The organism is Streptomyces sp. DH-12 (assembly GCF_002899455.1).
In the GTDB taxonomy this organism is placed as follows: domain Bacteria; phylum Actinomycetota; class Actinomycetes; order Streptomycetales; family Streptomycetaceae; genus Streptomyces.
The window spans coordinates 4,043,172-4,064,169 of record NZ_PPFB01000001.1 but is presented as its reverse complement, the minus strand read 5'-3'; the positions used below and the strand labels follow the sequence as shown (position 1 = coordinate 4,064,169).

The following is a 20,998-nucleotide window of genomic DNA, read 5'->3' as shown; positions in this document are numbered from 1 at the left end:
CGCTCTGCCGGGGCGGGGACCGGAGACCGTTCGCGGAGGAGACCCCCGATCAGTGGTCAGGACTCCCCCGATCCCCCGCGAACTCCCGGACGGGCCTGCGGAAAGCGTGTGCGGGCGGCAAGCGGCTCGTGCGGAGAACTGCCCGGTTCCGGCAGTGAGATCGACAGTGCTCTCTGTCATGATCAAGATGCCCGCACTCAAACAGGAGGCACATTCGTGAGACAGCACCGCGCAGGCCTGCTCGTCGTGGCCACGGCCCTGACCCCGGCCCTCCTTCTCACCACCCCGGCCTTCGCCGGCCCGGCGACCGCACCCGCCACCGCGACGACCGTGACGGTCTCGTCCGAGACTCCGGTGGACGAGATGTCGGAGGACGAGCTGCGTGCCGCGATCCACGCGATCCTGGCGGACGAGGACAGCGGCAGGGGCGTCACCGAGGCGGCCACCCAGGCCCTCGACGGCACCGCCGACGACATGCGCGCCTTCCTGAAGACCGGCTACCGGCTCGCCCAGGCCGAGGACGACCGGGTCGCCATCGTCAGGATCCTCTTCACGGCGCAGCAGAACGGCGACAAGCGGGTCATCGCGGAGATCAACGGCCTCCTCGACCGCAACGTTCCCGAGGAACTCCGCGAGTGGCTGGAGACCGGCTACCCGCTCGCCCAGGCGGAGGACGACCGCGTCCGCCTCTCCCGCATACTGCACACGGCGCAGCAGAACGGGGACAAGCGGGTGATCAAGGAGATCAACAGCCTCCTCGACCGCAACGTTCCCGAGGAATTCCGCGAGTGGCTGGAGACCGGCTACCCGCTCGCCCAGGCCGAGGACGACCGGGTCGCGCTCTTCACCCTCCTCGGCACGGCCCAGAAGAACGGCGACACGAAGCTGGTCCAGGAGATCAACGGCCTGCTCGACCGCATGGACGCGGACGAGATACGCGCCTGGCTGACGGCCTACCGGGCCGCCTGACCGCCGGACGCCGCCCGTCCGGAGCAGTCGGCGGCCGGCCCCGCTCGTGGCAGTACCCACAGCGGGGCCGGCCGCCGCGCCCTTCCGGTCAGGGCGGGTCGTGCCGCGCGCGCCTGCGTCCGTCCGCGCGGTGCGGCTCGCGCCTGCGGGTGTCCGCGACGGCGAAAAGGGTGCGCGGCACACCGCGCCGCTCGCCCTTCCCGCCCCCGAGCCGCTCGAACCCCTCGACGCCCTCGGTCCTCGGCCGTCGGCTTGAGGTCCCGCGCCGGTTCGTCGGGCGTCACCTCGTGTGCGTACGCCGTCGCCCGCGCCTCAGGTCGTCGGCGCCGGAGGCTCAGCGGCGCTCACGGTGTTCCCGCCACACGTCCACGGCGTAGGCGACCCCGACGAAGACGGACCAGGCCGGGGCGGCGATCATGCCCGGCCAGAAGCCGAAGAACAGCGAAGGCAGGAAGAAGCCGCCGCCCATGGCGAGGTCGCGGGTGAGGTACGGCGGTCGGCCGACGTACCGCGGGTACTGAGCGAACACCCACACGTAGTGCAGGAGGCAGCCGATGATCCCGGCCTCATAGACATGGAGCACGTCGTTCATCAGTGACTTCGGCACCAGGATCATGATCCCCAGCACCGGCAGGAACAGCGGCATCCCGATGATCAGCGTCAGCCGCAGCCGTCGGTCGGGGCCGGTGCCGAGTCCGGTGCGGGCGGCCTCGGCCTCGAGGATGCGATGTGCCGAGTGCAGGTCCATGGTCGTCCTCTCCCTGACGGTCTGCCGAACAGCAGGCGTGCGATGACGATGCCATGGGGGCGGAGTGAGCCGACGCCCTCTCGTCCGGACCGCCTGCCGCCCCGTCACCGCGTGATCCGCACCCCCCGCGTCTCCGTCACCTGGTCGATGTCCGAGACGCGGACCGTCAGTTTCATCGTCCAGGTGCCCTCCAGGGGGAGGGTGAGGTCGTTGGTGGCCCAGTAGCCTCCCCGGTCGGTGAGCTGCGCGTCGATGGGGCCGACGTCCTCGGACGGGAGGGTGAAGGCGACGCGGAGTTCGGGGACGAAGGTCAGGGCGCCCTGGGGGCCGAAGACCACCGCCTGGAGGCCGTTCTCGCCGACCCGGCCCGGGTCCATCGTCACCTGGACCGTGCCGCTGCCGCCGGGCGTCCCCGTGTCGTAGGGGACCGTGAACGCCTCCGCGCCGGGCAGGCCCGCCACCTGCGGCTCGGGCGCCTTCGCGGCCTCCGCCTCCGCCCTGGAGGGCAGTGTGCCGGTCAGCACCGTGGTGACCAGCAGGACGGCCACCGCCACCACCACCTCCGCGAGGACGGAGCGGCGCAGGGCGCGGCGGTGGAGGGTTTCCGGTCCGGCCGTCACGGTCGTGGTCCCCGGCTCGGGGGGCGGGCCCGGCGCGCCCACCGGTTCGGGTACGCGTTCCCCGGCCGCCGCCGGCCGTGCCGACAGGGTCGTCCAGCGGCGGGACAGGGCCGCCGCGAGCAGCAGGAACACCGTCGCGGCCAGCTTCACGGTGAGCGTGCGGCCGTACGCCGTCTCCGTGAGGGCGGACCAGGAGCCGAGGCCGCGCCAGGACTGGTAGGCGCCGGTGACGACGAGGACCGTCACCGACGTGAACGCCAGACGGGAGAAGCGGGCCACCGTGCCGTACGGCGGCGGGGTCTTCGCGCGGTGGAGCGTGAGCAGGAGGGCCGCCAGGCCGCCGAGCCAGCACGCCATGGCCAGCAGGTGCAGCACCGACGAGGTCATGGCGACCGGGACCTGGATGCCGGCCGAGGCGTGTTCGGCCGACGCCCAGGTCAGGGCCAGGGCGAGGGAGAGGGCCGCGCCCGCCGTCACGCGGGTGCGCAGGGGACGGCGGCGGAGGACGGGGAGGAGCAGGGCGGCTGTCAGGAGCAGGGCCAGGCGGGTGAGGAGGGCCAGGCCGGGGCGGGCGGTGAGCGTGTCGGGGAACGACGAGAGGTCCAGCGCGGTCGCCGGGGACGCGCCCTTCTCGTAGGGGGCGCGCAGGAGGAGCAGCGCGGCCGTCGTCACCAGCAGGGTCCACCAGCCGAACAGCAGCGGCGCCCGCAGCGGGCCCGTGTCCGGCGGGCGGCACAGTGCCGCGAACGCCGCCGTGCCGATGAGCAGCGCGGCCGCGAGGTAGGCGAGGTAGCGGCCGGTGTCGTAGAGGCTCTGGGTGACCGGGTGTTCGGCGTGGTCCTCGGGGGCCGGGGGCGGGGTGGGGGACGGTGTGCCGATGGAGAAGGTGAAGGCGCCCGAGACGGGGTGGCTGTCCGCCGAGACCACGCGCCACGCCACGGTGTACGTGCCCTCGTCGAGGTCCGGGGGGAGCGCGGCGCGGGCGGTGTCGGCGGCGTCGGCCGCGTGCCGGGGCTCCTCCACGGGCACGCGGCGGTTGTCGGGGCCGTAGACCCGGAAGGAGTCCTCGAGCAGGCCCACGGACTCGGTGAACGTCAGGGTGATGTGGGTGGGCGCCGTCCTGACGACGCTCCCCTCCTCCGGGTCGCTGGCGCGCAGGGCCGCGTGGGCGCTCGCCGGGGCCGCGCCGGCGAGGAGGAGGACCAGCAGGACGCCCAGCGGCACCAGGGCCCGCAGCAGCCGGCCTCCGCCCCGGTCGCCCGCCGTCCCGTCGTGCCGTCGCTCCACGTCGTCCCCGCCTCCCGGCCGTTCGCCTCCCAGGGGGGTACGGACGGAAGGCGCGCTCCGCTCAACGCGGCGGGGACGTCGTCACCAGGTCGGGCGGGACGTCGCCCCTCCGTCGACCACCAGGTCGTGGCCGGTCACCCAGGACGCGAGCGGGGAGGCGAGGAACACACAGGCGTCGCCGACGTCCTCCGGGCGGCCGAGGCGGCCCACGGCGGACGCCTCCCGCCAGCGCCGTACGCCCTCCGGCCAGGCGTCCGCCAGGCCCTCCCGGTCGATCAGGCCGGGTGAGACCGTGTTGACGCGCACGCCCCACGGGCCGTACTCCAGCGCCGCCGAGCGGGCGTGCGTCACCACCGCGGCCTTGGACGCGCCGTAGTGGGCGTGGCCGGGGGCGGGGAAGCGGGCCTCGACCGAGGCGACGTGGGTGACGGAGCCACCGCCCTGGTCGCGCATCAGCCGTGCCGCCGCCTGGGTGCAGGCGAAGACGGCGGTGAGGTTGGTGTCCACGACCGCGCGCCACTCGGCCGCCGTCATCCCGGCGAGCTCCTGGACGGGCTGGACGCCGGCGTTGTTGACGAGCGCGGTGAGCCGGCCGCCGAACCGTTCGGCGGCCTCGGCGACCAGCCGGTGGCAGGCGTCCTCGTCGGTGAGGTCGGCCCGCAGGACGACGGCCCTGCCGCCCGCGTCCCGGACGGCGCCCGCCGTCTCCCGCGCGGACGCGACGGAGGTGCGGCAGTGCAGGGCGACGGCCGCGCCCTCCTCGGCGAGCCGGCGGGCGATGCCCCGGCCGATGCCGCCGCCCGCGCCGGTGACCAGGGCGGCCTGACCGTGCAGCAGTCCCCGGGCGCTCATGGACGGCCCAGCTCCGCGACGAGGTCCGCCCGGTCCGGGTGGCGGGCCGTCAGCTCGGCCGGGTCGCCGTGCTCGTAGCCCTCGTAGGTGAAGCCGGGGGCCATGGTGCAGCCGAACAGCGTCCAGGAGCCGCCGTCCGCGACCCGGGCGCCCATCCAGGTGCCGGCGGGGACGGTGAGCTGGACGTGCTGGCCGCCGAGGACGTCGGGGCCGAGCACCGGGGTGCTGCTGGTGCCGTCGGGGGCGAGCAGCAGCATCCGCAGCGGGTCGCCGAGGTAGTGGTGCCAGGTCTCGTCCGCGGGCAGCCGGTGCAGGGCGGAGAAGTCGCCGGGCTCGCTGGTGAGCAGGGCGACGACGGCGGTGCCCTCGGGGCGGCCGTCGGGCCGGGCGGGACCGGCCCAGGTCTGCCGGAACCGGCCCCCCTCACGGGGGATCGGCTCCAGCCGGTAGTGGGCGACGAGGTCGTCGGGGGTCACCTGCCGAAGGCTACCTCGCGGGTGAGGAACGCGAGTTGTGCCCGTTTTTGCGGGAGGTGCACGTCCGGCAGGTCGATCTCCGGCAGCACCACCCGGGGTCCGGCGGTGAAGCCCTGCTTCAGGAAGCGGGCGATCGCCTTCTCGTTGCCGACGTCCGGGTCGACGACGATCCGCCGCTTGTCCAGGGCCACCAGGACGTAGGTGACGACGGCGGCCGCCAGCCCCGCGGTCCAGCCGGAGCGGGTCCCGTCCGGCTCCGGGGGCGCGAGCAGCAGGTGCACGCCGATGTCGCCCGGCCGGACGTCGTAGCACTCGCCGACCCGGTCGGCCTCCGGCTCGTACGTCTGGAGCAGCGCGGCCGGGGCGCCGTCCTTGACGAGGAGGTACGCGTGGTGGGTGTCGAGGGTCTCCATGTGCGCGTAGATCTCGGCGACCCGCTCCACGGTGAGGCCGTTCATGCCCCAGAACACGGCGCGTTCCTCGCTCACCCAGCGGTGCAGCAGGGGGGCGTCGGCGGCCGGGTCGAGCGGCAGGACGCGCACCGCGCCGAAGCCGTCGACCGTCTGCTCGTGGACGGCCGGGCGGGAGGCGTACGGGTCAGACATCGGTCTCCTTCGTCAGCTGCGCCCAGTCGGTGACGACCGGGGCCAGGTCTCCGGCGAGCCACAGCGGCTGCTGGTCGCGGTGGTGGGGCGAGCCGGGGCGGCCCGAGGCGCCGTGCGGCACCACCCAGCGGCTGTCCTCGCGCCGGGCCAGGTCCCAGACGTAGCGGGCGGCGGGCCCGCGGGCGGCGAGGTCGGTGATGCCGGGCACGGCGGAGGTGCACAGCACGCAGTCGTGGTCGCCGGACAGGCCGGGCTCCTCCTGCGGCGCCTCGGGCGGCAGGGCCCGCCAGGGCGCGAGGCGGTGGGTGGTGCCCCAGACGCCGGCGGGCGGCGCGGCGGCCACCTCCTCCAGCGCCGCGCGGACGACGGCCGGGCGGTCGACGCCGAACAGGTCCTCCGCCGACAGCAGGTGTTCGAGCGCGAACCCGACGCGCGGGACCAGGGCGAGCCAGGGGCGGAAGACCTCCGGGTACGGGGGCGGGGCCGCGGCCGCCGCGAGGGCGGGCTCGGCGGCGAGCCGGCGGACGACCGCACCGCGCAGGGCCGCGAAGGCCGCCGCGTCGGCGCTGCCGGCGTCCATGTGCCGGTCCCAGGCCAGCAGCCGCTCGCGCAGGGCGGCGGCGGGACCGGTGAGGTCCTGTGCGCCGAGCGCGGCCAGACGGTCCAGGAGGGGAGCGGCGGAGGCGAGGTGGGTGTCGGTGTGGACGGCGGCCATGTCGGCGGCCGACCAGCGGCGCCGCCGGGCGAGCAGCGCGGCGATGCGGTCGGCGCGGTGCGGCGGGGCGAACTCCACGCCGAGCGGGGCGGCGGGGCCGCGCTGGTTGGCCATCACGGCGACGCCGTCGTCGAGTCCGGCGCGCGGCGCCTCGTGCCAGCCCCGCCACTCGTGGCCGGGCTCCCACGCGGGCACCAGGCGGACGCGGTTGGCGTCGGAGCGGACGGGGACGCGGCCGGCCACGCGGTGCAGGGTGCCGCCCTCGGTGTCGGCGGCCAGGACGACGTTGACGGGCTCGGCCCACAGGTCGGCGGCGCGGTCGACGTCGGCGACGCGGCGGGCCCGCAGCAGCGGCAGCAGGGCGCCGAAGCCGAGGTCGGCGGTGACGCGGGGCGGGTGGCGCAGGGCGACGGCGAGCGGGGGCCCGTCCGGCTCCGGCACCCCGCCGTCGAGGCCCTCGGGGCCGCCGATGACGACGGGCCCGCGATCGGTCTCGACGACCTCCACCTCGACCGGTTCCTCGCCCGCCACCTCGACGGTCTCGGTGTGCCGGGCGGCCCGCCGCCAGGTCCCGTCCGGGCCGAGCGCCTCGACGCCGGCGCCGGTGCGGCGCAGCCGCTCGCGGTAGAGGTCCTGGTAGTCGGCCATGGCGTTGGTGATGGCCCAGGCGACCGTGCCGGTGTGGCCGAAGTGGGCGATGCCGGGGACGCCGGGCACGGCGAGGCCGACGACGTCGAACTCCGGGCAGGACAGGCGTATCTGCTGGTAGACGCCGGGGTCCTCGATGAAGCGGTGCGGGTCGCCGGCGACGACCGCCTGCCCGGTGACCGTGCGCTCCCCCGCGACCAGCCAGCCGTTGCTGCCGGAGGTGCCGGGGCCGTCGGTGGCGAACAGGCCCACGGCGTCCGCCCCGAGGCGCGCGGCGGCGTGGTCGCGCCACAGCTTGGCGGGGAACCCGGCGAAGAGGAGGTGCGTGGACAGCCACACGGCCAGCGGCGTCCACGGCTCCCAGCGGCCGGGGAGGACACCGGCGCGGCCGAACTCGGGGGCGTCGTGCCCGTCCAGGCCCTGGTTGACGCCGGTGACGTACGCCCGGATCCAGTCGGCGGTCTCCGGGTCGCGTTCCTCCAGGCGGGCGAGGCAGCGGCGGGCCGTGTCGGCCACCCGGGCGCGCCGGACCAGCACGTCCCAGGGCAGCGCCTCCGCGCCGAGGAAGGAGGCCGAGGTGCCCTGGGCGCGGTGCCGCTCCACCTCGATCTGCCAGCCGCGGTCGAGCGCGGTCACCAGCCCCTGCACACGGGCGAGTTCACGCGCGTCGTCGGCCCGCAGATGGGGAATCCCCCAGGCGTCCCGGAAGATCGCACCGGACACTGTGCCCCCACTTCCCTTTAGGTTAGGCTCCCCTAAGTCACTGTGACGTGGCGGCATCGTACGCGAAGGGGGAAGACGCGATGGGGCAGGGGCGGGGTTGGGAGGGCGCGGTCCTCAGACTGCTGCGCGCGAAGGACTTCGAGTTCACCGTGACGGGCGCCGAGGACGTCACCGCCGACTACCGGCGGGTGACCTTCACCGACGGCGGGATGCTGGCGACGACCGGCGTCCACCCCACGATGTGGGTACGGCTGTGGTTCGACAACGCGGGCAGGCCGCACCAGCGCGCGTACACGCTGGTCGACCCGGACCCGGAGGCCGGCGCCTTCGCCCTGGAGTTCGCGCTGCACGAGGGCTGCGCCAGCGACTGGGCGCGGGCGGCGAAGCCCGGGGACACCATCGAGGCGACCGTGCAGGGCACCGGCTTCGAGCACCCCAGCCCGGCCCCGTCGCACGTCTGCGTGGTCGGTGACCCGGCCTCGCTGCCGGCCGTCAACTCCCTGCTGGGCGCCCTGGGCGACACCCCGGCGACCATCTGGTTCGAGGGCTCCCTGGAAGGGCTGCCCTGCGTGGCCGACCCCGCGCGGCACGAGGTGCGCGAGGTCCCCCGGCGGGACGCGGGCGCGGCGCTGGTGGACCGCGTCCGCGCCGAACTGCCGGACCTGCTGAGGTCCCACGCCGACCCGTACGTGTGGATCGCCTGCGACACGGCGACCACCCGCACGCTGGGCGCGTTCGTGCGCAAGGACCTGGGCCTCGCCAAGCAGCGGGTGCAGGCGCTGGGGTACTGGCGCGCGAGCTGACCCGCGACGCGCGCCCGACGGGCGACGCGCGACCACCGGGGCGTGGACGTCGCACCGCGCCTCGCCCAGGACCCCGACGCCGGCCGGCTGCCGGGCCGCGTCCCGCCCGCCGCGCCGACCGGGACGCCGCCGGACCGGCGGATCCCGGTGGAGTGGGCGTTCAAGGACCCGGAGTCCCTGGCGAAGGCGCGGGCGCACAAGCGGGGGAGGAAGGCGTCGGCGAGGGCGGTGAGGACCGCGGAGAAGCCGGGGCCTGGCCGGCGGGCCGGCGCCGTACCGGGGGCGGGTATGCGGGCCGGACGGCGGCGGACCGGGCGGCCGGAAAGGGCGCGCGGCGGGAGCGCGGGACGTTTTCCGACGGTTCCGGGCGGTTTTTACGGCGGCGTACTGCGTCGCCGTGGCTGCGCCCGGAACGTCTCGACCGGTAGGCTTTCCGTGTGATCTTCAAGCGCATCGGAAACGGCCGGCCGTACCCCGACCACGGCCGGGAGAGCACCCGGCAGTGGGCGGACGTGGCGCCGCGCCCGGTCCGCCTCGATCAGCTCGTGACGACCAAGCAGCAGCTCGACCTCGAGACCCTCCTCGCCGAGGACTCGACCTTCTACGGCGACCTCTTCGCGCACGTCGTGAAGTGGCAGGGCGACCTGTACCTCGAGGACGGACTGCACCGCGCGGTGCGTGCGGCGCTCCAGCAGCGCCAGGTGCTGCACGCGCGCGTTCTCGAACTCGACTGACGCCCGTCGAACCCCCTGACGGCCCGGTTTGGCCCTTTCGGGTTGGACTGCCTCCAGTCGAATGATCATCTAGTAGGCATAGCAGCCCGGGCGCACTACGCTGCGCCCATGAGCATGCTCACTCCACCCGGCATGGGCGGCCAGTACCGCATCACGGGTGACAAGTACCCGCGGATGCGCCGGCCCCGACGGCGCGGCAAGCTCGTCGTGCTGAGCGCGGCCTCCGCCGCCGTGCTCGGCGTGGGCGGCTGGGGCACGCTGCAACTCATCGACGTGTTCACCGGCGGGGGCGACTCCGCCTCCGCGGTCGGCGCCAAGGCCGCCTGCACCCCCGCGGCGAAGCCGCCGGCCGACGCCGTGGGGGCCGCCGAGCCGCTGCTGCGCCCCGGCACGATCACCGTCAACGTGCTCAATGCCACGACCCGCAGCGGGCTCGCCCAGAAGACCGCCGACGAGCTGAAGAAGCGCGGCTTCCGGATCGGCGAGGTGGCCAACGCGCCGGAGGCGTACGACAAGAAGGTCAAGGGCGCCGGCGTGCTCCTCGGTCCCGCCACCGCGCTGGACACGGCGCTGCCGGTGCTGGGCGCCCAGCTGGCCGGCGCCGAGCGGCGCACCGACCCGGCCCGCAAGGGCGCGGAGCTCGACCTGATCATCGGCGACGCGTTCCGGGGCCTGACGGCGAAGGCGGACGCCGACAAGGCGCTGACCGCACTGGCCGCCCCCGAGCCGACGCCCGCCTCGAAGAACTGCTGAGCGGGTCCCGCCCGAGCACGCCCGAGCGGAGCCCGCGGGGGCTGTGACGCGCGGAGTTACTCCGCGGCCCCGTACATCCGGTCGCCCGCGTCGCCGAGGCCGGGCACGATGTAGCCCTGCTCGTCGAGGCGCTCGTCGACGGACGCCGTCACGACCGTCACCGGCGTGCCGGCCAGCTCGCGCTCCATGACCTCGACACCCTCCGGCGCGGCCAGCAGCACCACGGCGGTCACGTCGTCCGCGCCGCGCTCGATCAGCTCCCGGATGGCCGCGACGAGCGTGCCGCCGGTCGCGAGCATCGGGTCCAGGACGTACACCTGACGCCCGGAGAGGTCCTCCGGCATCCGGGTGGCGTACGTCGAGGCCTGCAGCGTCTCCTCGTTGCGGATCATGCCGAGGAAGCCCACCTCGGCGGTCGGCAGCAGCCGGACCATGCCGTCCAGCATGCCGAGGCCGGCCCGCAGGATCGGCACCACCAGGGGGCGGGGGTGGGACAGCTTCACGCCCGTGGTCCGCGCCACCGGCGTCTGGATGTCGACCTGTTCGGTGCGCACGTCGCGCGTGGCCTCGTAGGCGAGCAGGGTGACCAGCTCGTCGGCGAGGCGGCGGAAGGTCGCGGAGTCGGTGCGCTGGTCGCGCAGCGTGGTGAGCTTGTGGGCGACCAGGGGGTGGTCGACGACGTGGAGACGCATGGCCTCAACCCTAACCGGGCCGCGGAGGGGTCGGCGTCCCCGTGCGGGGCAAGGGGCTGGGGCCCCCGTCACTCCTTCACTGGCGTCAAAACGCCCGGTCGGGGGAAGGTGGGAGGGACGGACTGGGGTGATGACGCAATGTCTGAGCAGGAGGAGCGCGGGAATCCGTCGGCCGGCGCGCGCCGTGCTTCCGGCGCGGCCGGGGCCGGTGAGGGCGGTGCCGGGGGCGAGGTCGACTGGGAGGCCGAGCGCCGGCGGCGGCGGGCACGGTTCCTGCGGGAGCTGGCGGAGGCGCGGGCGCTGCGGGACCGGGTGCAGCCGCGGCGGGCGAAGGCGGCGCGGTTGCGGCACGCGATGCGGATGCGGACGTTCCGCTGGTAGCGGGGTTCCGGCGGTGCCGGTGCCGTCCGGAGGCTGCGCATGCGGGCCTCTCCCCCGCATGCCCGCGCCCGGCGGCGGGCGCGTCCGCGACACGCCACGTCCGCCGGGCGGGCGTACGGAACCGGCGGCTCGCCGACCCGCGATCACGGGCCCCGTCGCGCCCCGGGCACGTCGCCCGAGAGCGCCGCGCTCGGGCGACGGGGAAAGCCGCGTACGATCCGGTCGTGGCGGCAACAAGTGCGCTGGTGAGTCCTTCCGGGGCGCACTCGGCGCACTGCGACCGAAACTGCCGGACACAGGGAGCGGAAGACGTCCCCTGATGGCCTTGTTTCTGCCACGATTCCCAGTGGGCGGGGTCTCGGAACTCCGCATACCCGCCCGCACACCTCCGCCGGGGGGACCCCCAACCGGCACGCCTATGACCAGTGGGAGAGTCACGGTGTACTTCGCCGCACTGCTCGCGCGCACCGAAGACGGGTGGGAAGCGAGCGACACGGAACTCGACGATGTGGAAACCCTGTCGGATCTCGCCGACCTGGCCCGGGAAGCCTCTCCTGACGAGGACACGGTGCTCGTGCTGATCGAGCAGGAGGACGGCTGGTTCGGCGTCGTCCGCGTGGACGGTGAGGAGGATCCCAGGATCTACGTGTCCGACGCCGCGGCGGCCTCCCGCAGCAGCTACGGGGAGATCCTGCTCACCGACGAACTGCTCGGCCGGGAGCCCGGGGACGGCGGCCCCGACCTGGACACCCTCGACCTCGACGGCACGGAGGACGGTGAGCCGGACGACGAGGACGCCGACGGCGGTCCGCCCGCCGCTTCCGGCGAGTCCGTCCCGCACGGCCCGGTCGGGGACGCGCAGGTCCTGGAGGACCTGGGCGTGACCGAGAAGGAGCTGCGCTCGATGACCGAGGACGCCGTCTCGGAGATCGCCGAGGCCCTGGGCGCCTCGGAGGTGCTGGAGACCGTCCGCTGACCGTGCCGGCCACCACCCCCGCGCCCGGCCTCCCGGACCCGGTGCGCGACCGCTGGCGGGAGCCGATGCGCCTCGCCCTGGACGAGGCCCGCCGGGCCGTCCCCGGCGGGGACGTCCCCGTCGGGGCCGTCGTGCTGGCCGCGGACGGGGTCACCGTGCTGTCCCGCGCCCACAACGAGCGCGAGGCGGGCGGCGACCCCACCGCGCACGCGGAGGTCCTCGCGCTGCGCCGGGCCGCCGAGCGGGCCGGGGAGTGGCGGCTGGCCGGCTGCACCCTGGTGGTCACGCTGGAGCCCTGCACGATGTGCGCGGGCGCTGTCCAGCAGTCCCGGGTGGACCGGGTGGTCTACGGCGCCCGGGACGAGAAGGCGGGGGCGGTGGGGTCGCAGTGGGACCTGGTCCGCGACCGGCGTCTCAACCACCGTCCCGAGGTGATCGAGGGCGTGCTCCCGGAGGAGTGCTCGCGGCTGCTCACGGAGTTCTTCCGCGGACGCTGAACACCGATTTCGGCCCACGCGCCACCGTGCTGTAAGGTCTCCCTCGGTAGCGTGTCCGAGCGGCCGAAGGAGCTCGCCTCGAAAGCGAGTGTGGCGCAAGTCACCGAGGGTTCAAATCCCTCCGCTACCGCTTCTGAAGGGCCCCGTCGTCAGACGGGGCCCTTCGTGCGATCATGGGCCCGCTCGATGCGCGCGTGACAGCAGTGACAGGGGAGGGCCGCGATGGCGGTGAACGCGAAGAAGGCCGCCGTCTATCTGCTGGTGGTCTTCGTGCTGTACGTGATCATCACGGATCCCGAGACCGCCGCCGACTACGTCCTCATCGGGTTCCAGGGCATCTCGGACGCCGCGAAGGCGGTCGGCGACTTCATGACCTGGCTGGCCGCGGGAGGCAAGTGATGATCCGGCACCTGGTGCTCTTCAAGCTCGACGAGGGCGTCCGCCGCGACGACCCCCAGGTCGTCGAAGGCGTGGAGGCCTTCCGCGCGCTGGAGGGGAAGATCCCGGAGATCCGCTTCTGGGAGTGCGCCTGGAACATCAGCGACCGCCCCATCGCCTACGACTTCGCCATCAACTCGGCGTTCGACGACGCCGAGGCGCTGCGCCGGTACGTGGAGCACCCGGACCATCAGGCGGGGGTCGGCCTGTGGCGCGAGTTCGCCACGTGGGTGATCGCCGACTACGAGTTCTGACGGCCCGTCCGCGCTCCGTGCTCCGAGGCCCCCTGCCGCGCCGGCAGGGGGCCTCGGAGCGTTCCACGGACGCTTCCCGCCTTCAACACGGAATATGCGGTGCTTGCGCACAGTGAGTCAGTCTTGTGATGCTATGACCGCTTTTGCCGGATGAGTTGACGGACGATGTGAGCGATGAAGAGGTGGCGTTGACCGTGTCGGCCAGTTCCGCGCCGCCCCAGGACGAGGTGTCCCCCGACGCGGTCCAGACCCCGGCCAGACGCCGTGGCGCGGACACCCGGGCCCTTACCCAGGTGCTGTTCGGTCAGCTCAAGAACCTGGAGCCGGGCACGCCGGAGCACGCCCGCGTGCGGGCGGCGCTCATCGAGGCGAACCTTCCGCTCGTGCGGTACGCGGCCGCCCGTTTCCGCTCCCGGAACGAGCCGATGGAGGACGTCGTCCAGGTCGGCACCATCGGGCTGATCAACGCCATCGACCGCTTCGACCCGGAGCGGGGGGTGCAGTTCCCGACGTTCGCGATGCCGACCGTGGTCGGGGAGATCAAGCGGTACTTCCGCGACAACGTCCGCACCGTCCACGTCCCGCGCCGGCTGCACGAGCTGTGGGTGCAGGTGAACAGCGCGACGGAGGACCTCACCACCGCGTTCGGGCGCACCCCGACCACCGCCGAGATCGCCGAGCGGCTGCGCATCTCCGAGGAGGAGGTGCTGTCCTGCATCGAGGCCGGCCGGTCGTACCACGCCACCTCGCTGGAGGCCGCACAGGAGGGCGACGGGATGCCCGGCCTGCTGGACCGGCTCGGCTACGAGGACCCGGCCCTGGACGGGGTGGAGCACCGCGACCTCGTCCGGCACCTCCTCGTGCAGCTGCCGGAGCGCGAGCAGCGCATCCTGCTGCTGCGTTACTACAGCAATCTGACGCAGTCACAGATCAGCGCCGAGCTGGGCGTCTCGCAGATGCACGTGTCCCGGCTGCTGGCCCGGAGCTTCCAGCGGCTGAGGTCCGCAAACAGGATCGACGCGTAACCGTAAAGAGCGAAATCGCCCGGCGGCGCACATCCGCGTTCTTTCCGTCCGACAAACCGTCAGACCCCCTGTTTCCAGGGCTGATTCACATCTCAGATGTCGACATGTCACTACAGCGCGTTGCCGACATGTGACATTCTGCCGGAAGCGCGTTTGCCGGAGCCTCGGCGCCGGTATTCAGGTGAAGGCTGCGTTCCCCGGATCGGGAGCGTCCGCCGCGACCGTCCCGCGACCCAAAGGGGGTGGCATGTCCGCAGAACAGGGCAGCTCGAAGGTGCTCACGCTCGCGGAGAGCGAGTCAGCTCCCCATGCTCTCGACGCACTCGGCCCCATCGACGAGGGCCCGGCCCTCGCCACCACATCCGCTCCGGACCTCCCGGAGACGGCGGCCCTCGACACCCGCACCCTGTCCCGCTCCCTGTTCCTGCGGCTCGCCGTGCTCGACCAGGACAGCCCCGAGCGCGCCTACGTCCGGGACACGCTGATCGAGCTCAACCTCCCGCTCGTGCGGTACGCGGCGGCGCGGTTCCGCTCGCGCAACGAGCCGATGGAGGACATCGTCCAGGTCGGCACCATCGGGCTGATCAAGGCGATCGACCGCTTCGACTGCGAACGGGGCGTGGAGTTCCCGACGTTCGCGATGCCGACGGTGGTCGGGGAGATCAAGCGGTTCTTCCGCGACACGTCCTGGTCGGTGCGGGTGCCGCGCCGGCTCCAGGAGCTGCGGCTGGCGCTGACCAAGGCCGGCGACGAGCTCTCCCAGAAGCTGGACCGCTCCCCGACGGTGAGCGAACTCGCCGCCGTGCTCGGCGTGTCGGAGGAGGACGTCGTCGACGGCCTCGCGGTGGGGAACGCCTACACGGCGTCCTCGCTGGACTCCCCCGCCCCGGAGGACGACGGCGGTGAGGGCTCCCTGGCGGACCGCCTCGGCTACGAGGACACGGCGCTGGAGGGCGTGGAGTACCGGGAGTCGCTGAAGCCGCTGCTGGCGAAGCTGCCGCCGCGTGAGCGGCGGATCATCATGCTGCGCTTCTTCTCGAACATGACGCAGTCACAGATCGGCGAGGAGGTCGGCATCTCCCAGATGCACGTCTCCCGCCTGCTCACCCGCACACTGGCCCAGCTGCGGGACGGGCTCATCTCGGACTGACCGTCCGCGACGACTCCGGGCGCGCAGGCGCCCCGGCTCACCGGGCCGGGGCGCCTCCGCGCTCCCGGTCACGGGCATCGCCGCACTGCGGGTCGGGGGGCGCTTCGCGCCTTCCGGGCCGCGCGGTCTTCGCCCCCCGGGGCCACCGCGCGTGCCACGGCCCGCTCGGGCGGGACCCTGGCGCGTCCGGCGCTGTGCGGCCCACGGCCGCTCGCCGCGGGCAGAGCCTCGCTCCTCCGGCCCCGTGGCCGACGCCCGAGCGGGTCCGTGCCCCATGCCGTTCGGACGCGGTGGCGCCCCGCACGGCTCGCGGGCACTCGTCCGACAGGTTTTGTGCTCCAGTGCGGCGCGGCCCCATGGGTCCCGCCCTCACGGGGCGAGGTCCACGGTGAGCCGTGCACGGTCCAGCTTCGAGGACGGGGCGGCCCGCACCGCCGTGCGGGGTCGCCCTCCGCGAGGGGCGGGGACGTCGCCGCGCACCGGGTGCGCACGGACCACGAAGGCCGCCGAGGACTCCTCGGCGGCCTTCCCGCTCACTTCAGCGCGAGCCAGGCCACCGCCGCGACGATCGCCACGGCGACGACGATGCCGACGATCAGGCCGATCCGTGGTCCGCCGCCCGTGGACGCCGCCTGCCGGCCCCCGGGGGCCTCGTCGACGAACGCGCGGAACATCTGGGTGCTGCCGGCGGGGTCGTGATTGCCCTGCGGGCCCTGGGTGTTAGCCATGTCCCGAGACACTAGCGAATCACCGTCCGGGGCCCCAAGCGGGGCGGGGAAGGGCGGCCGGACCGGACGCGGGAGACCGGCGTCCCACGGGTGCACCCCTCCCCACCTGCGCGTTTACTGTCGCGATTACTTGCCTTTGCCAAGTTTTGGAGACGGACGGCCCGTTTTTATTTGTCTTCAGCAACCATCGATACCTAAGGTTGCTTCAAGCAACGAAACGGAGGTGCCATGGCCGAGTCGGCACAGTACGAGGAGCTGGTCCGGCAGTTCAGCGCCTTCGGCGCCGTCAAACGGGAGATGAACCGGCTGATGCCGTCGGACTGCCCGAGCGGCTCCGCGGCCGTGCTGACCGTGCTGGGCCGCCACGGCGACATGCGCATGAGCAGGCTCGCCGAGCTGCTGTCCGTGGACATGTCCGTCACCAGCCGCCACGTCGCCCATCTGGCCGAGCGCGGCTGGATCGAACGCTCCCCCGACCCCGCCGACAAACGGTCCCGCATCCTGCGGCTCACCCCGGCCGGCCAGACCCGGCTCGACGACCTGTTCCGGCGCACGACGCAGCTCCTCGCCGAGCGGCTGGGCGACTGGTCGGACGAGGAGGTCGGCCGCCTCACGCAGCTGATGGCACGCCTGAGGGACAGCTTCGGCGACCCCCGCACCGTGCCCCGGCAGGCACCCTCCGCGCTCGAACAGACCACCCGTACACCCGCAAGCACCTAAGAGAAGGAAGTCCATGGCAACGACCACACCGAACGGTGTGCGGGCTCATGCCAAGCACGGGGGAGGATCCTCCCAGGACGCTCCGATGACCCACCGGCAGATCATGGAGGCGCTGTCCGGGCTGTTGCTCGGCATGTTCTGCGCCATCCTGTCGTCGACCATCGTCACCAACGCCCTGCCCGAGATCGTCTCCGACCTCGGCGGCGGCCAGAGCGCCTACACCTGGGTCGTCACCGCCTCGCTGCTGACGATGACCGCCTCCACCCCCCTGTGGGGCAAGCTCGCCGACCTCATCAGCAAGAAGGTCCTGGTCCAGACGGCCCTGGTGATCTTCGTGATCGGCTCGATCGTGGCCGGTACGGCGCAGAACCCGGGGATGCTCATCACCGCGCGCGCCATCCAGGGCCTCGGCGGCGGCGGTCTCGCCGCGCTGGCCCAGATCATCATGGCCGCGATGATCTCCCCGCGTGAGCGCGGACGGTACTCCGGCTACCTGGGCGCGACCTTCGCGGTCGCGACCGTCGGCGGCCCGCTGCTGGGCGGCGTCATCACCGACACCAGCTGGCTCGGCTGGCGCTGGTGCCTCTACGTTGGCGTCCCGTTCGCGGTCATCGCGCTGATCGTGCTGCAGAAGACGCTGGACCTCCCCCTGGTGAAGCGGAAGGCCAAGATCGACTGGGCCGGCGCCTCCTTCGTCACCGCGGCCGTCTGCCTGCTGCTCGTCTGGGTCACCTTCGCGGACGACAAGTACGCCTGGATGTCCTGGCAGACCGGTGTGATGGTGGGCGGTTCGCTCCTGCTGACGCTGGTCTTCCTGCTGGTCGAGTCCAGGGCGAGCGAGCCGATCATCCCGCTGCGCCTGTTCCGCAACCGCACCATCACGCTGGCCTCGCTGGCCTCGCTGTTCGTCGGTATCGCGATGTTCGCCGGCACCGTCTACTTCAGCCAGTACTTCCAGCTCGCCCGGGGCCAGTCCCCGACCATGTCGGGCGTCATGACCATCCCGATGATCGGCGGCCTGTTCATATCGTCGACCGTCTCCGGCATCATCATCACCAGGACCGGCCGCTGGAAGAGCTGGCTGCTGGCGGGCGGCGTGCTGCTCACGGCGGGCCTCGGCCTGCTGAGCACGATGCGCTACGACACCCCGTACTGGCACATCGGCGTCTTCATGGCGCTGATGGGTCTCGGTGTCGGCATGATGATGCAGAACCTGGTGCTCTGCACGCAGAACCAGGTGGCCCCGAACGACCTGGGCGCGGCCTCCTCCGTGGTCACCTTCTTCCGCTCCCTCGGCGGTGCGGTGGGCGTCTCCGTGCTCGGCTCGGTGATGTCCAGCCGGATCAGCCACTACGCGGCGGACACCATCGGATCGCTCAGCCCGCAGGAGCAGGCGGCGGCCGCCAAGGCCTCCGGCGGCGGCACCATCCCCGACATGGACCTGCTGCCCCCGTCCATCCGCACCTGGCTGGAGAGCGCCTACGGCCACGGCATCGCCGACATCTTCCTGTACGTCGCGCCGATCGCGCTGCTCGGCTTCCTGGTGACCGTGTTCATCAAGGAGGTCCCGCTGCGGACCACCGGCGCGCTGGCCCAGGCCGCGCAGGAGCAGACCGGCTCCGGCGACCCGGTCGCCCCGACGGCCGCCGAGGCCACCGCCGCCGCGGACTCCGCCGCCCCGGAGACCCGGGCCGCCGCGGGAGACACCTTCACCGAGCCGGTGCCCGCCGTCGCCACCGCCGCCCGGTCCGAGGAGTCCGCCTCCGCCGGCATCCCGGTGCGCGGCTTCGTGCGGGGCGCGGACAGCGTCCCGGTGCCGCGGGCCGCCGTCACACTGATCTCCCTGGGCGGACGCCAGCTGGGCCGCTGCGTGGCCCAGGACGACGGCTCCTACGCGGTGGACGCCCCCTCGGCGGGGTCGTACGTCCTGATCGCAGCCGCCGACGGGCACCAGCCGCAGGCGTCCACGGTCGTGGTGAACGGCGACCCGGTCTCCTACGACGTCCTGCTCAGCGGCACCAGCGGCATGACCGGTGTGGTCCGCGCGGCGGACACCGGGCAGCCGGTCAGGGACGCGATGGTGATCGTCACCGATGTGCGCGGGGACCTGCTGGCCACCGGGACCACCGGTGAGCAGGGCGAGTTCTCGTTCACCGAGCTGGTGCCGGGCGCAGTGACCGTGGCGGTGAACGCCGCCGGGTACCGGCCGCGCGCCCTGCCGGTCGAGATCGGCGCCACGGGCGTCACCCGGGTCGAGGCCGACCTGGAGACCGGCGCCCACGTCCGGGGCGTGGTCCGCGCCCCGCACGGTCCGCTGGCCGACGCCCGGGTCACCCTGGTCGACGCGGCGGGCAACGTGGTCGGCACAGCGACGACCGGTGAGGACGGTGCGTACGCCTTCGCCGATCTGGACGGCGGGGAGTACACCGTCATCGCCACGGGCTACCCGCCGGTGGCGAGCGCCCTGACGGTCACGGGTCCCGGTGTGGACGACCACGACATCGAGCTCGCCCATCCGGGCGAGTGACCCGAGCCCCGGCCCGCGGCGGGCCCGCGCGTCCTGTAGCGGAGACGCGCCCCCGCCGCGGGCCGGTCGTATCACGACCCTTTCATGAGCCTTTTCAGGGAGAAGACGGGATGCCACTGACCGCGAGGATCCGCACCCGGGACGGATGGGCCGTGTCGCACGCGGTCGTCACGCTGACCGACGGGACCGGCGCCCAGGTGCTGCGCGCCGAGGCGGACGCCGAGGGCGCCGTCCGGGACGCCACGGAGCTGGCTCCGGGGGCGTACACCGTCGTCGTGACCGCGGTCGGGTACGCGCCCGCCGCCGCCAGCGCCCTCGTCACCGCGAGCGGGCGCGCGGAGATCGGGACGGTCACGCTGGCCCGGACCGGGGGCACGGAGCTGCCGCCGCCCGGACCGTGGACCGTCGACCCGGCGCACTCCAGTGTGGCCGCCGTCGCCCAGCACCTGGGCATCTCCAGCGTGCGGGGACGGTTCACCGACTTCACCGCCTCGGTGGAGATCGCCCCGGACGACGTCACCGAGTCGCGGGTGGAGGCGGTCATCCGGGCCGCGTCCATCGACACCGGCAACGGGATGCGGGACACCCATCTGCGGTCCCCGGACTTCCTTGACGCCGAGCGGTACCCGGAGATCGTCTACCGGTCCACGGGGCTCACCCAGGCGGGCGCCGACCGCTGGACCGTGCACGGCGAACTGGCCATGCGCGGCGTGGTCCGCCCGGTCGACCTGGACCTGGCGTACCTCGGCACGGGCGCGGACCCGTGGGGCGGCACCCGCGCGGCCTTCCGGGCCACGACCGAACTGCACCGCGAGGCTTTCGCGATGCACTACAACCAGGTCGTCCAGGCCGGCATCGCCGCCATCGGCACGACGCTCCGGGTGGAACTGGACGTCCAGGCCGTGCGGGGGGAATCGCTCCCCGAGGGGTGAGCACGGCCCGCGGACCTCGGCCGCTTCCGGTCCGGCCCCTCCCCGTGGTGCAATGGGTGGAGGTCAGGAAGCGGCCTTTTTCCGATTTCGGACCAACGACTGTCAGGTGAGTGCCGTGACCCTCCCGCCCCCTCCCGCCGAGCGCGTCATGCTCCCGCTGCCGTCGGAGATCGACGTCCGCAACGCCGACGGCCTGCTGCCGCTGATCATGTACCAGGCCCGCTCCGGCTCCGAGGGACCGGCGCAGGTGATGGTCCTCGACCTGTCGGCGACCCGTTTCATGGACTCCCAGGGCGTCCGCCTGATCAACGACGCCCGAAGACTCCTGCTCCCCGACACCCGGGTGCTCCTGGTGGCCCTGCCGGAGAGCATGGCCTGCCGCGTGCTGGAAGTGACCGGGCTGCGCCGCGACGTGCCCGTGTACGACAACCTCCCGGAGGCGATGGCGGCCTAGGTGTATTGACCCGCAGCGTTGTCCACGCGGCTGATCGGTGGGTGACCGCCGAGGTGCTGGGCCTGCCCGAGCCGGTGGAGCCGCCGGCGGGGTACCGCCGCTGCACCGCCGGTGAGCGCCCCCGAACGGGACGAGTACCGGGCGGTCATGGTGGAGCAGGGCGAGTCGCTGATCCGGGTCGCTCCGGAGCGCTGGGGTCCGGTGGCGACCGGTGGTGTCCCGGCGCGGCCCACGAGGGAGCGAGCAGCGCGCCCCCTCGTGGGAGTGCGGAGGCGTGGACGCCTCGCCGGA

General features: G+C 73.6%; 24 protein-coding genes, 1 tRNA gene and 1 pseudogene. 17 read left to right on the top strand and 9 right to left on the bottom strand.

What is annotated here, in order from left to right; all coding sequences use genetic code 11:
• Positions 1 to 216: 216 nt before the first annotated feature.
• Positions 217 to 969: an ALF repeat-containing protein gene (locus C1708_RS17140; protein WP_106413505.1), complete on the top strand. Its 753-nt coding sequence runs from the start codon at positions 217 to 219 to the stop codon at positions 967 to 969.
• Positions 970 to 1,303: 334 nt separating this feature from the next.
• On the opposite strand, the gene C1708_RS17135 is transcribed toward C1708_RS17140, so the two are convergent.
• The 6 genes from C1708_RS17135 to C1708_RS17110 form a co-directional block, all read right to left on the bottom strand.
• A complete protein-coding gene (locus C1708_RS17135) occupies positions 1,304 to 1,717 on the bottom strand; it encodes a hypothetical protein (RefSeq protein ID WP_106413504.1) in 414 nt (137 codons plus the stop codon).
• A 104-nt stretch (positions 1,718 to 1,821) separates the two neighbouring features.
• Positions 1,822 to 3,561: a copper resistance CopC/CopD family protein gene (locus C1708_RS17130; protein ID WP_106416342.1), complete on the bottom strand. Its 1,740-nt coding sequence runs from the start codon at positions 3,559 to 3,561 to the stop codon at positions 1,822 to 1,824.
• 144 nt (positions 3,562 to 3,705) lie between these two features.
• On the bottom strand, positions 3,706 to 4,476 hold the full coding sequence (locus C1708_RS17125; protein ID WP_106413503.1) for an SDR family NAD(P)-dependent oxidoreductase: 771 nt from the start codon (positions 4,474 to 4,476) through the stop codon (positions 3,706 to 3,708).
• Entirely contained in the window at positions 4,473 to 4,952 is a 480-nt protein-coding gene (locus C1708_RS17120) for a cupin domain-containing protein (RefSeq protein ID WP_106413502.1), read from the bottom strand. The genes C1708_RS17125 and C1708_RS17120 overlap by 4 nt, the downstream gene beginning before the upstream one ends.
• Positions 4,949 to 5,557 carry a GNAT family N-acetyltransferase gene (locus C1708_RS17115; RefSeq protein ID WP_106413501.1) on the bottom strand — a complete coding sequence of 203 codons (609 nt, stop codon included), beginning with the start codon at positions 5,555 to 5,557 and terminating at the stop codon, positions 4,949 to 4,951. The genes C1708_RS17120 and C1708_RS17115 overlap by 4 nt, the downstream gene beginning before the upstream one ends.
• Complete coding sequence (locus tag C1708_RS17110; protein WP_106413500.1) at positions 5,550 to 7,643, bottom strand: penicillin acylase family protein; 2,094 nt, start codon at positions 7,641 to 7,643, stop codon at positions 5,550 to 5,552. Before C1708_RS17110 ends, C1708_RS17115 begins: the two co-directional genes overlap by 8 nt.
• 80 nt (positions 7,644 to 7,723) lie before the next feature.
• Here C1708_RS17110 and C1708_RS17105 point away from each other — a divergent pair, with 80 nt between their 5' ends.
• The 3 genes from C1708_RS17105 (at position 7,724) to C1708_RS17090 (ending at position 9,933) form a co-directional block, all read left to right on the top strand.
• Positions 7,724 to 8,446, top strand: coding sequence for a siderophore-interacting protein (locus C1708_RS17105; protein ID WP_106413499.1), 723 nt, complete (start codon positions 7,724 to 7,726; stop codon positions 8,444 to 8,446).
• A 437-nt stretch (positions 8,447 to 8,883) separates the two neighbouring features.
• Entirely contained in the window at positions 8,884 to 9,180 is a 297-nt protein-coding gene (locus tag C1708_RS17095) for a type II toxin-antitoxin system VapB family antitoxin (protein ID WP_004943146.1), read from the top strand.
• Between the two features lie 132 nt (positions 9,181 to 9,312).
• Positions 9,313 to 9,933: a LytR C-terminal domain-containing protein gene (locus C1708_RS17090; protein ID WP_106413498.1), complete on the top strand. Its 621-nt coding sequence runs from the start codon at positions 9,313 to 9,315 to the stop codon at positions 9,931 to 9,933.
• 56 nt (positions 9,934 to 9,989) lie between these two features.
• Here C1708_RS17090 and upp read toward each other — a convergent pair whose 3' ends face one another.
• Positions 9,990 to 10,625 carry a uracil phosphoribosyltransferase gene (gene upp, locus C1708_RS17085; RefSeq protein WP_106413497.1) on the bottom strand — a complete coding sequence of 212 codons (636 nt, stop codon included), beginning with the start codon at positions 10,623 to 10,625 and terminating at the stop codon, positions 9,990 to 9,992.
• Between the two features lie 138 nt (positions 10,626 to 10,763).
• On the opposite strand from upp, the gene C1708_RS17080 reads away from it, so the two are divergent.
• The 8 genes from C1708_RS17080 to C1708_RS17050 all read left to right on the top strand — a co-directional run bounded on the left by C1708_RS17080 (position 10,764) and on the right by C1708_RS17050 (position 15,346).
• The gene (locus C1708_RS17080; protein WP_106413496.1) at positions 10,764 to 11,006 is read left to right on the top strand and encodes a hypothetical protein; all 243 of its coding nucleotides are present in this window, start codon (positions 10,764 to 10,766) and stop codon (positions 11,004 to 11,006) included.
• 439 nt (positions 11,007 to 11,445) lie between these two features.
• On the top strand, positions 11,446 to 11,982 hold the full coding sequence (locus tag C1708_RS17075) for a tRNA adenosine deaminase-associated protein (RefSeq protein WP_106413495.1): 537 nt from the start codon (positions 11,446 to 11,448) through the stop codon (positions 11,980 to 11,982).
• 65 nt (positions 11,983 to 12,047) lie between these two features.
• On the top strand, positions 12,048 to 12,479 hold the full coding sequence (gene tadA, locus C1708_RS17070) for a tRNA adenosine(34) deaminase TadA (protein WP_241911444.1): 432 nt from the start codon (positions 12,048 to 12,050) through the stop codon (positions 12,477 to 12,479).
• Between the two features lie 45 nt (positions 12,480 to 12,524).
• Positions 12,525 to 12,609: transfer RNA gene (locus tag C1708_RS17065), tRNA-Ser, on the top strand.
• A 92-nt stretch (positions 12,610 to 12,701) separates the two neighbouring features.
• Positions 12,702 to 12,878: a hypothetical protein gene (locus C1708_RS34425; protein WP_167534644.1), complete on the top strand. Its 177-nt coding sequence runs from the start codon at positions 12,702 to 12,704 to the stop codon at positions 12,876 to 12,878.
• Positions 12,878 to 13,171, top strand: coding sequence for a Dabb family protein (locus C1708_RS17060; RefSeq protein ID WP_106413493.1), 294 nt, complete (start codon positions 12,878 to 12,880; stop codon positions 13,169 to 13,171). The genes C1708_RS34425 and C1708_RS17060 overlap by 1 nt, the downstream gene beginning before the upstream one ends.
• 188 nt (positions 13,172 to 13,359) lie before the next feature.
• Positions 13,360 to 14,196 (top strand): RNA polymerase sigma factor SigF, encoded by an 837-nt coding sequence (locus C1708_RS17055; protein ID WP_198602724.1) that lies wholly within the window; start codon positions 13,360 to 13,362, stop codon positions 14,194 to 14,196.
• Between the two features lie 247 nt (positions 14,197 to 14,443).
• Positions 14,444 to 15,346 (top strand): RNA polymerase sigma factor SigF, encoded by a 903-nt coding sequence (locus C1708_RS17050; protein ID WP_106413491.1) that lies wholly within the window; start codon positions 14,444 to 14,446, stop codon positions 15,344 to 15,346.
• A 369-nt stretch (positions 15,347 to 15,715) separates the two neighbouring features.
• Here C1708_RS17050 and C1708_RS34005 read toward each other — a convergent pair whose 3' ends face one another.
• Together C1708_RS34005 and C1708_RS17045 are read right to left on the bottom strand one after the other, a co-directional pair.
• Positions 15,716 to 15,883, bottom strand: coding sequence for a hypothetical protein (locus tag C1708_RS34005; RefSeq protein ID WP_157951277.1), 168 nt, complete (start codon positions 15,881 to 15,883; stop codon positions 15,716 to 15,718).
• A complete protein-coding gene (locus C1708_RS17045) occupies positions 15,880 to 16,074 on the bottom strand; it encodes a hypothetical protein (protein WP_106413490.1) in 195 nt (64 codons plus the stop codon). Before C1708_RS17045 ends, C1708_RS34005 begins: the two co-directional genes overlap by 4 nt.
• A 228-nt stretch (positions 16,075 to 16,302) precedes the next feature.
• Between C1708_RS17045 and C1708_RS17040 the strand changes: the two genes are divergently transcribed.
• From C1708_RS17040 to C1708_RS35095, 5 genes and pseudogenes are all read left to right on the top strand, one after another.
• Positions 16,303 to 16,794: a MarR family winged helix-turn-helix transcriptional regulator gene (locus C1708_RS17040; RefSeq protein ID WP_106413489.1), complete on the top strand. Its 492-nt coding sequence runs from the start codon at positions 16,303 to 16,305 to the stop codon at positions 16,792 to 16,794.
• 85 nt (positions 16,795 to 16,879) lie between these two features.
• On the top strand, positions 16,880 to 19,321 hold the full coding sequence (locus C1708_RS17035; protein WP_502696068.1) for an MFS transporter: 2,442 nt from the start codon (positions 16,880 to 16,882) through the stop codon (positions 19,319 to 19,321).
• A gap of 110 nt (positions 19,322 to 19,431) precedes the next feature.
• Positions 19,432 to 20,253, top strand: coding sequence for a YceI family protein (locus C1708_RS17030; RefSeq protein ID WP_106413487.1), 822 nt, complete (start codon positions 19,432 to 19,434; stop codon positions 20,251 to 20,253).
• A 106-nt stretch (positions 20,254 to 20,359) separates the two neighbouring features.
• Positions 20,360 to 20,707: an STAS domain-containing protein gene (locus C1708_RS17025; protein WP_391662646.1), complete on the top strand. Its 348-nt coding sequence runs from the start codon at positions 20,360 to 20,362 to the stop codon at positions 20,705 to 20,707.
• 32 nt (positions 20,708 to 20,739) lie between these two features.
• Positions 20,740 to 20,935, top strand: a pseudogene (locus tag C1708_RS35095) (pyridoxamine 5'-phosphate oxidase family protein); the annotation flags it as partial.
• Positions 20,936 to 20,998: the final 63 nt, after the last annotated feature.

Excerpts from the sequence above, each read along its gene's own strand:
- C1708_RS17135 (WP_106413504.1), bottom strand. The coding sequence starts at position 1,717 with ATGGACCTGCACTCGGCACATCGCATCCTCGAGGCCGAGGCCGCCCGC.
- C1708_RS17125 (WP_106413503.1), bottom strand. The coding sequence starts at position 4,476 with ATGAGCGCCCGGGGACTGCTGCACGGTCAGGCCGCCCTGGTCACCGGC.
- C1708_RS17115 (WP_106413501.1), bottom strand. The coding sequence starts at position 5,557 with ATGTCTGACCCGTACGCCTCCCGCCCGGCCGTCCACGAGCAGACGGTC.
- C1708_RS17105 (WP_106413499.1), top strand. The coding sequence starts at position 7,724 with ATGGGGCAGGGGCGGGGTTGGGAGGGCGCGGTCCTCAGACTGCTGCGC.
- C1708_RS17090 (WP_106413498.1), top strand. The coding sequence starts at position 9,313 with ATGGGCGGCCAGTACCGCATCACGGGTGACAAGTACCCGCGGATGCGC.
- upp (WP_106413497.1), bottom strand. The coding sequence starts at position 10,625 with ATGCGTCTCCACGTCGTCGACCACCCCCTGGTCGCCCACAAGCTCACC.
- C1708_RS17080 (WP_106413496.1), top strand. The coding sequence starts at position 10,764 with ATGTCTGAGCAGGAGGAGCGCGGGAATCCGTCGGCCGGCGCGCGCCGT.
- tadA (WP_241911444.1), top strand. The coding sequence starts at position 12,048 with ATGCGCCTCGCCCTGGACGAGGCCCGCCGGGCCGTCCCCGGCGGGGAC.
- C1708_RS34425 (WP_167534644.1), top strand. The coding sequence starts at position 12,702 with ATGGCGGTGAACGCGAAGAAGGCCGCCGTCTATCTGCTGGTGGTCTTC.
- C1708_RS17060 (WP_106413493.1), top strand. The coding sequence starts at position 12,878 with ATGATCCGGCACCTGGTGCTCTTCAAGCTCGACGAGGGCGTCCGCCGC.
- C1708_RS17050 (WP_106413491.1), top strand. The coding sequence starts at position 14,444 with ATGTCCGCAGAACAGGGCAGCTCGAAGGTGCTCACGCTCGCGGAGAGC.
- C1708_RS17045 (WP_106413490.1), bottom strand. The coding sequence starts at position 16,074 with ATGGCTAACACCCAGGGCCCGCAGGGCAATCACGACCCCGCCGGCAGC.
- C1708_RS17040 (WP_106413489.1), top strand. The coding sequence starts at position 16,303 with ATGGCCGAGTCGGCACAGTACGAGGAGCTGGTCCGGCAGTTCAGCGCC.
- C1708_RS17035 (WP_502696068.1), top strand. The coding sequence starts at position 16,880 with ATGACCCACCGGCAGATCATGGAGGCGCTGTCCGGGCTGTTGCTCGGC.
- C1708_RS17030 (WP_106413487.1), top strand. The coding sequence starts at position 19,432 with ATGCCACTGACCGCGAGGATCCGCACCCGGGACGGATGGGCCGTGTCG.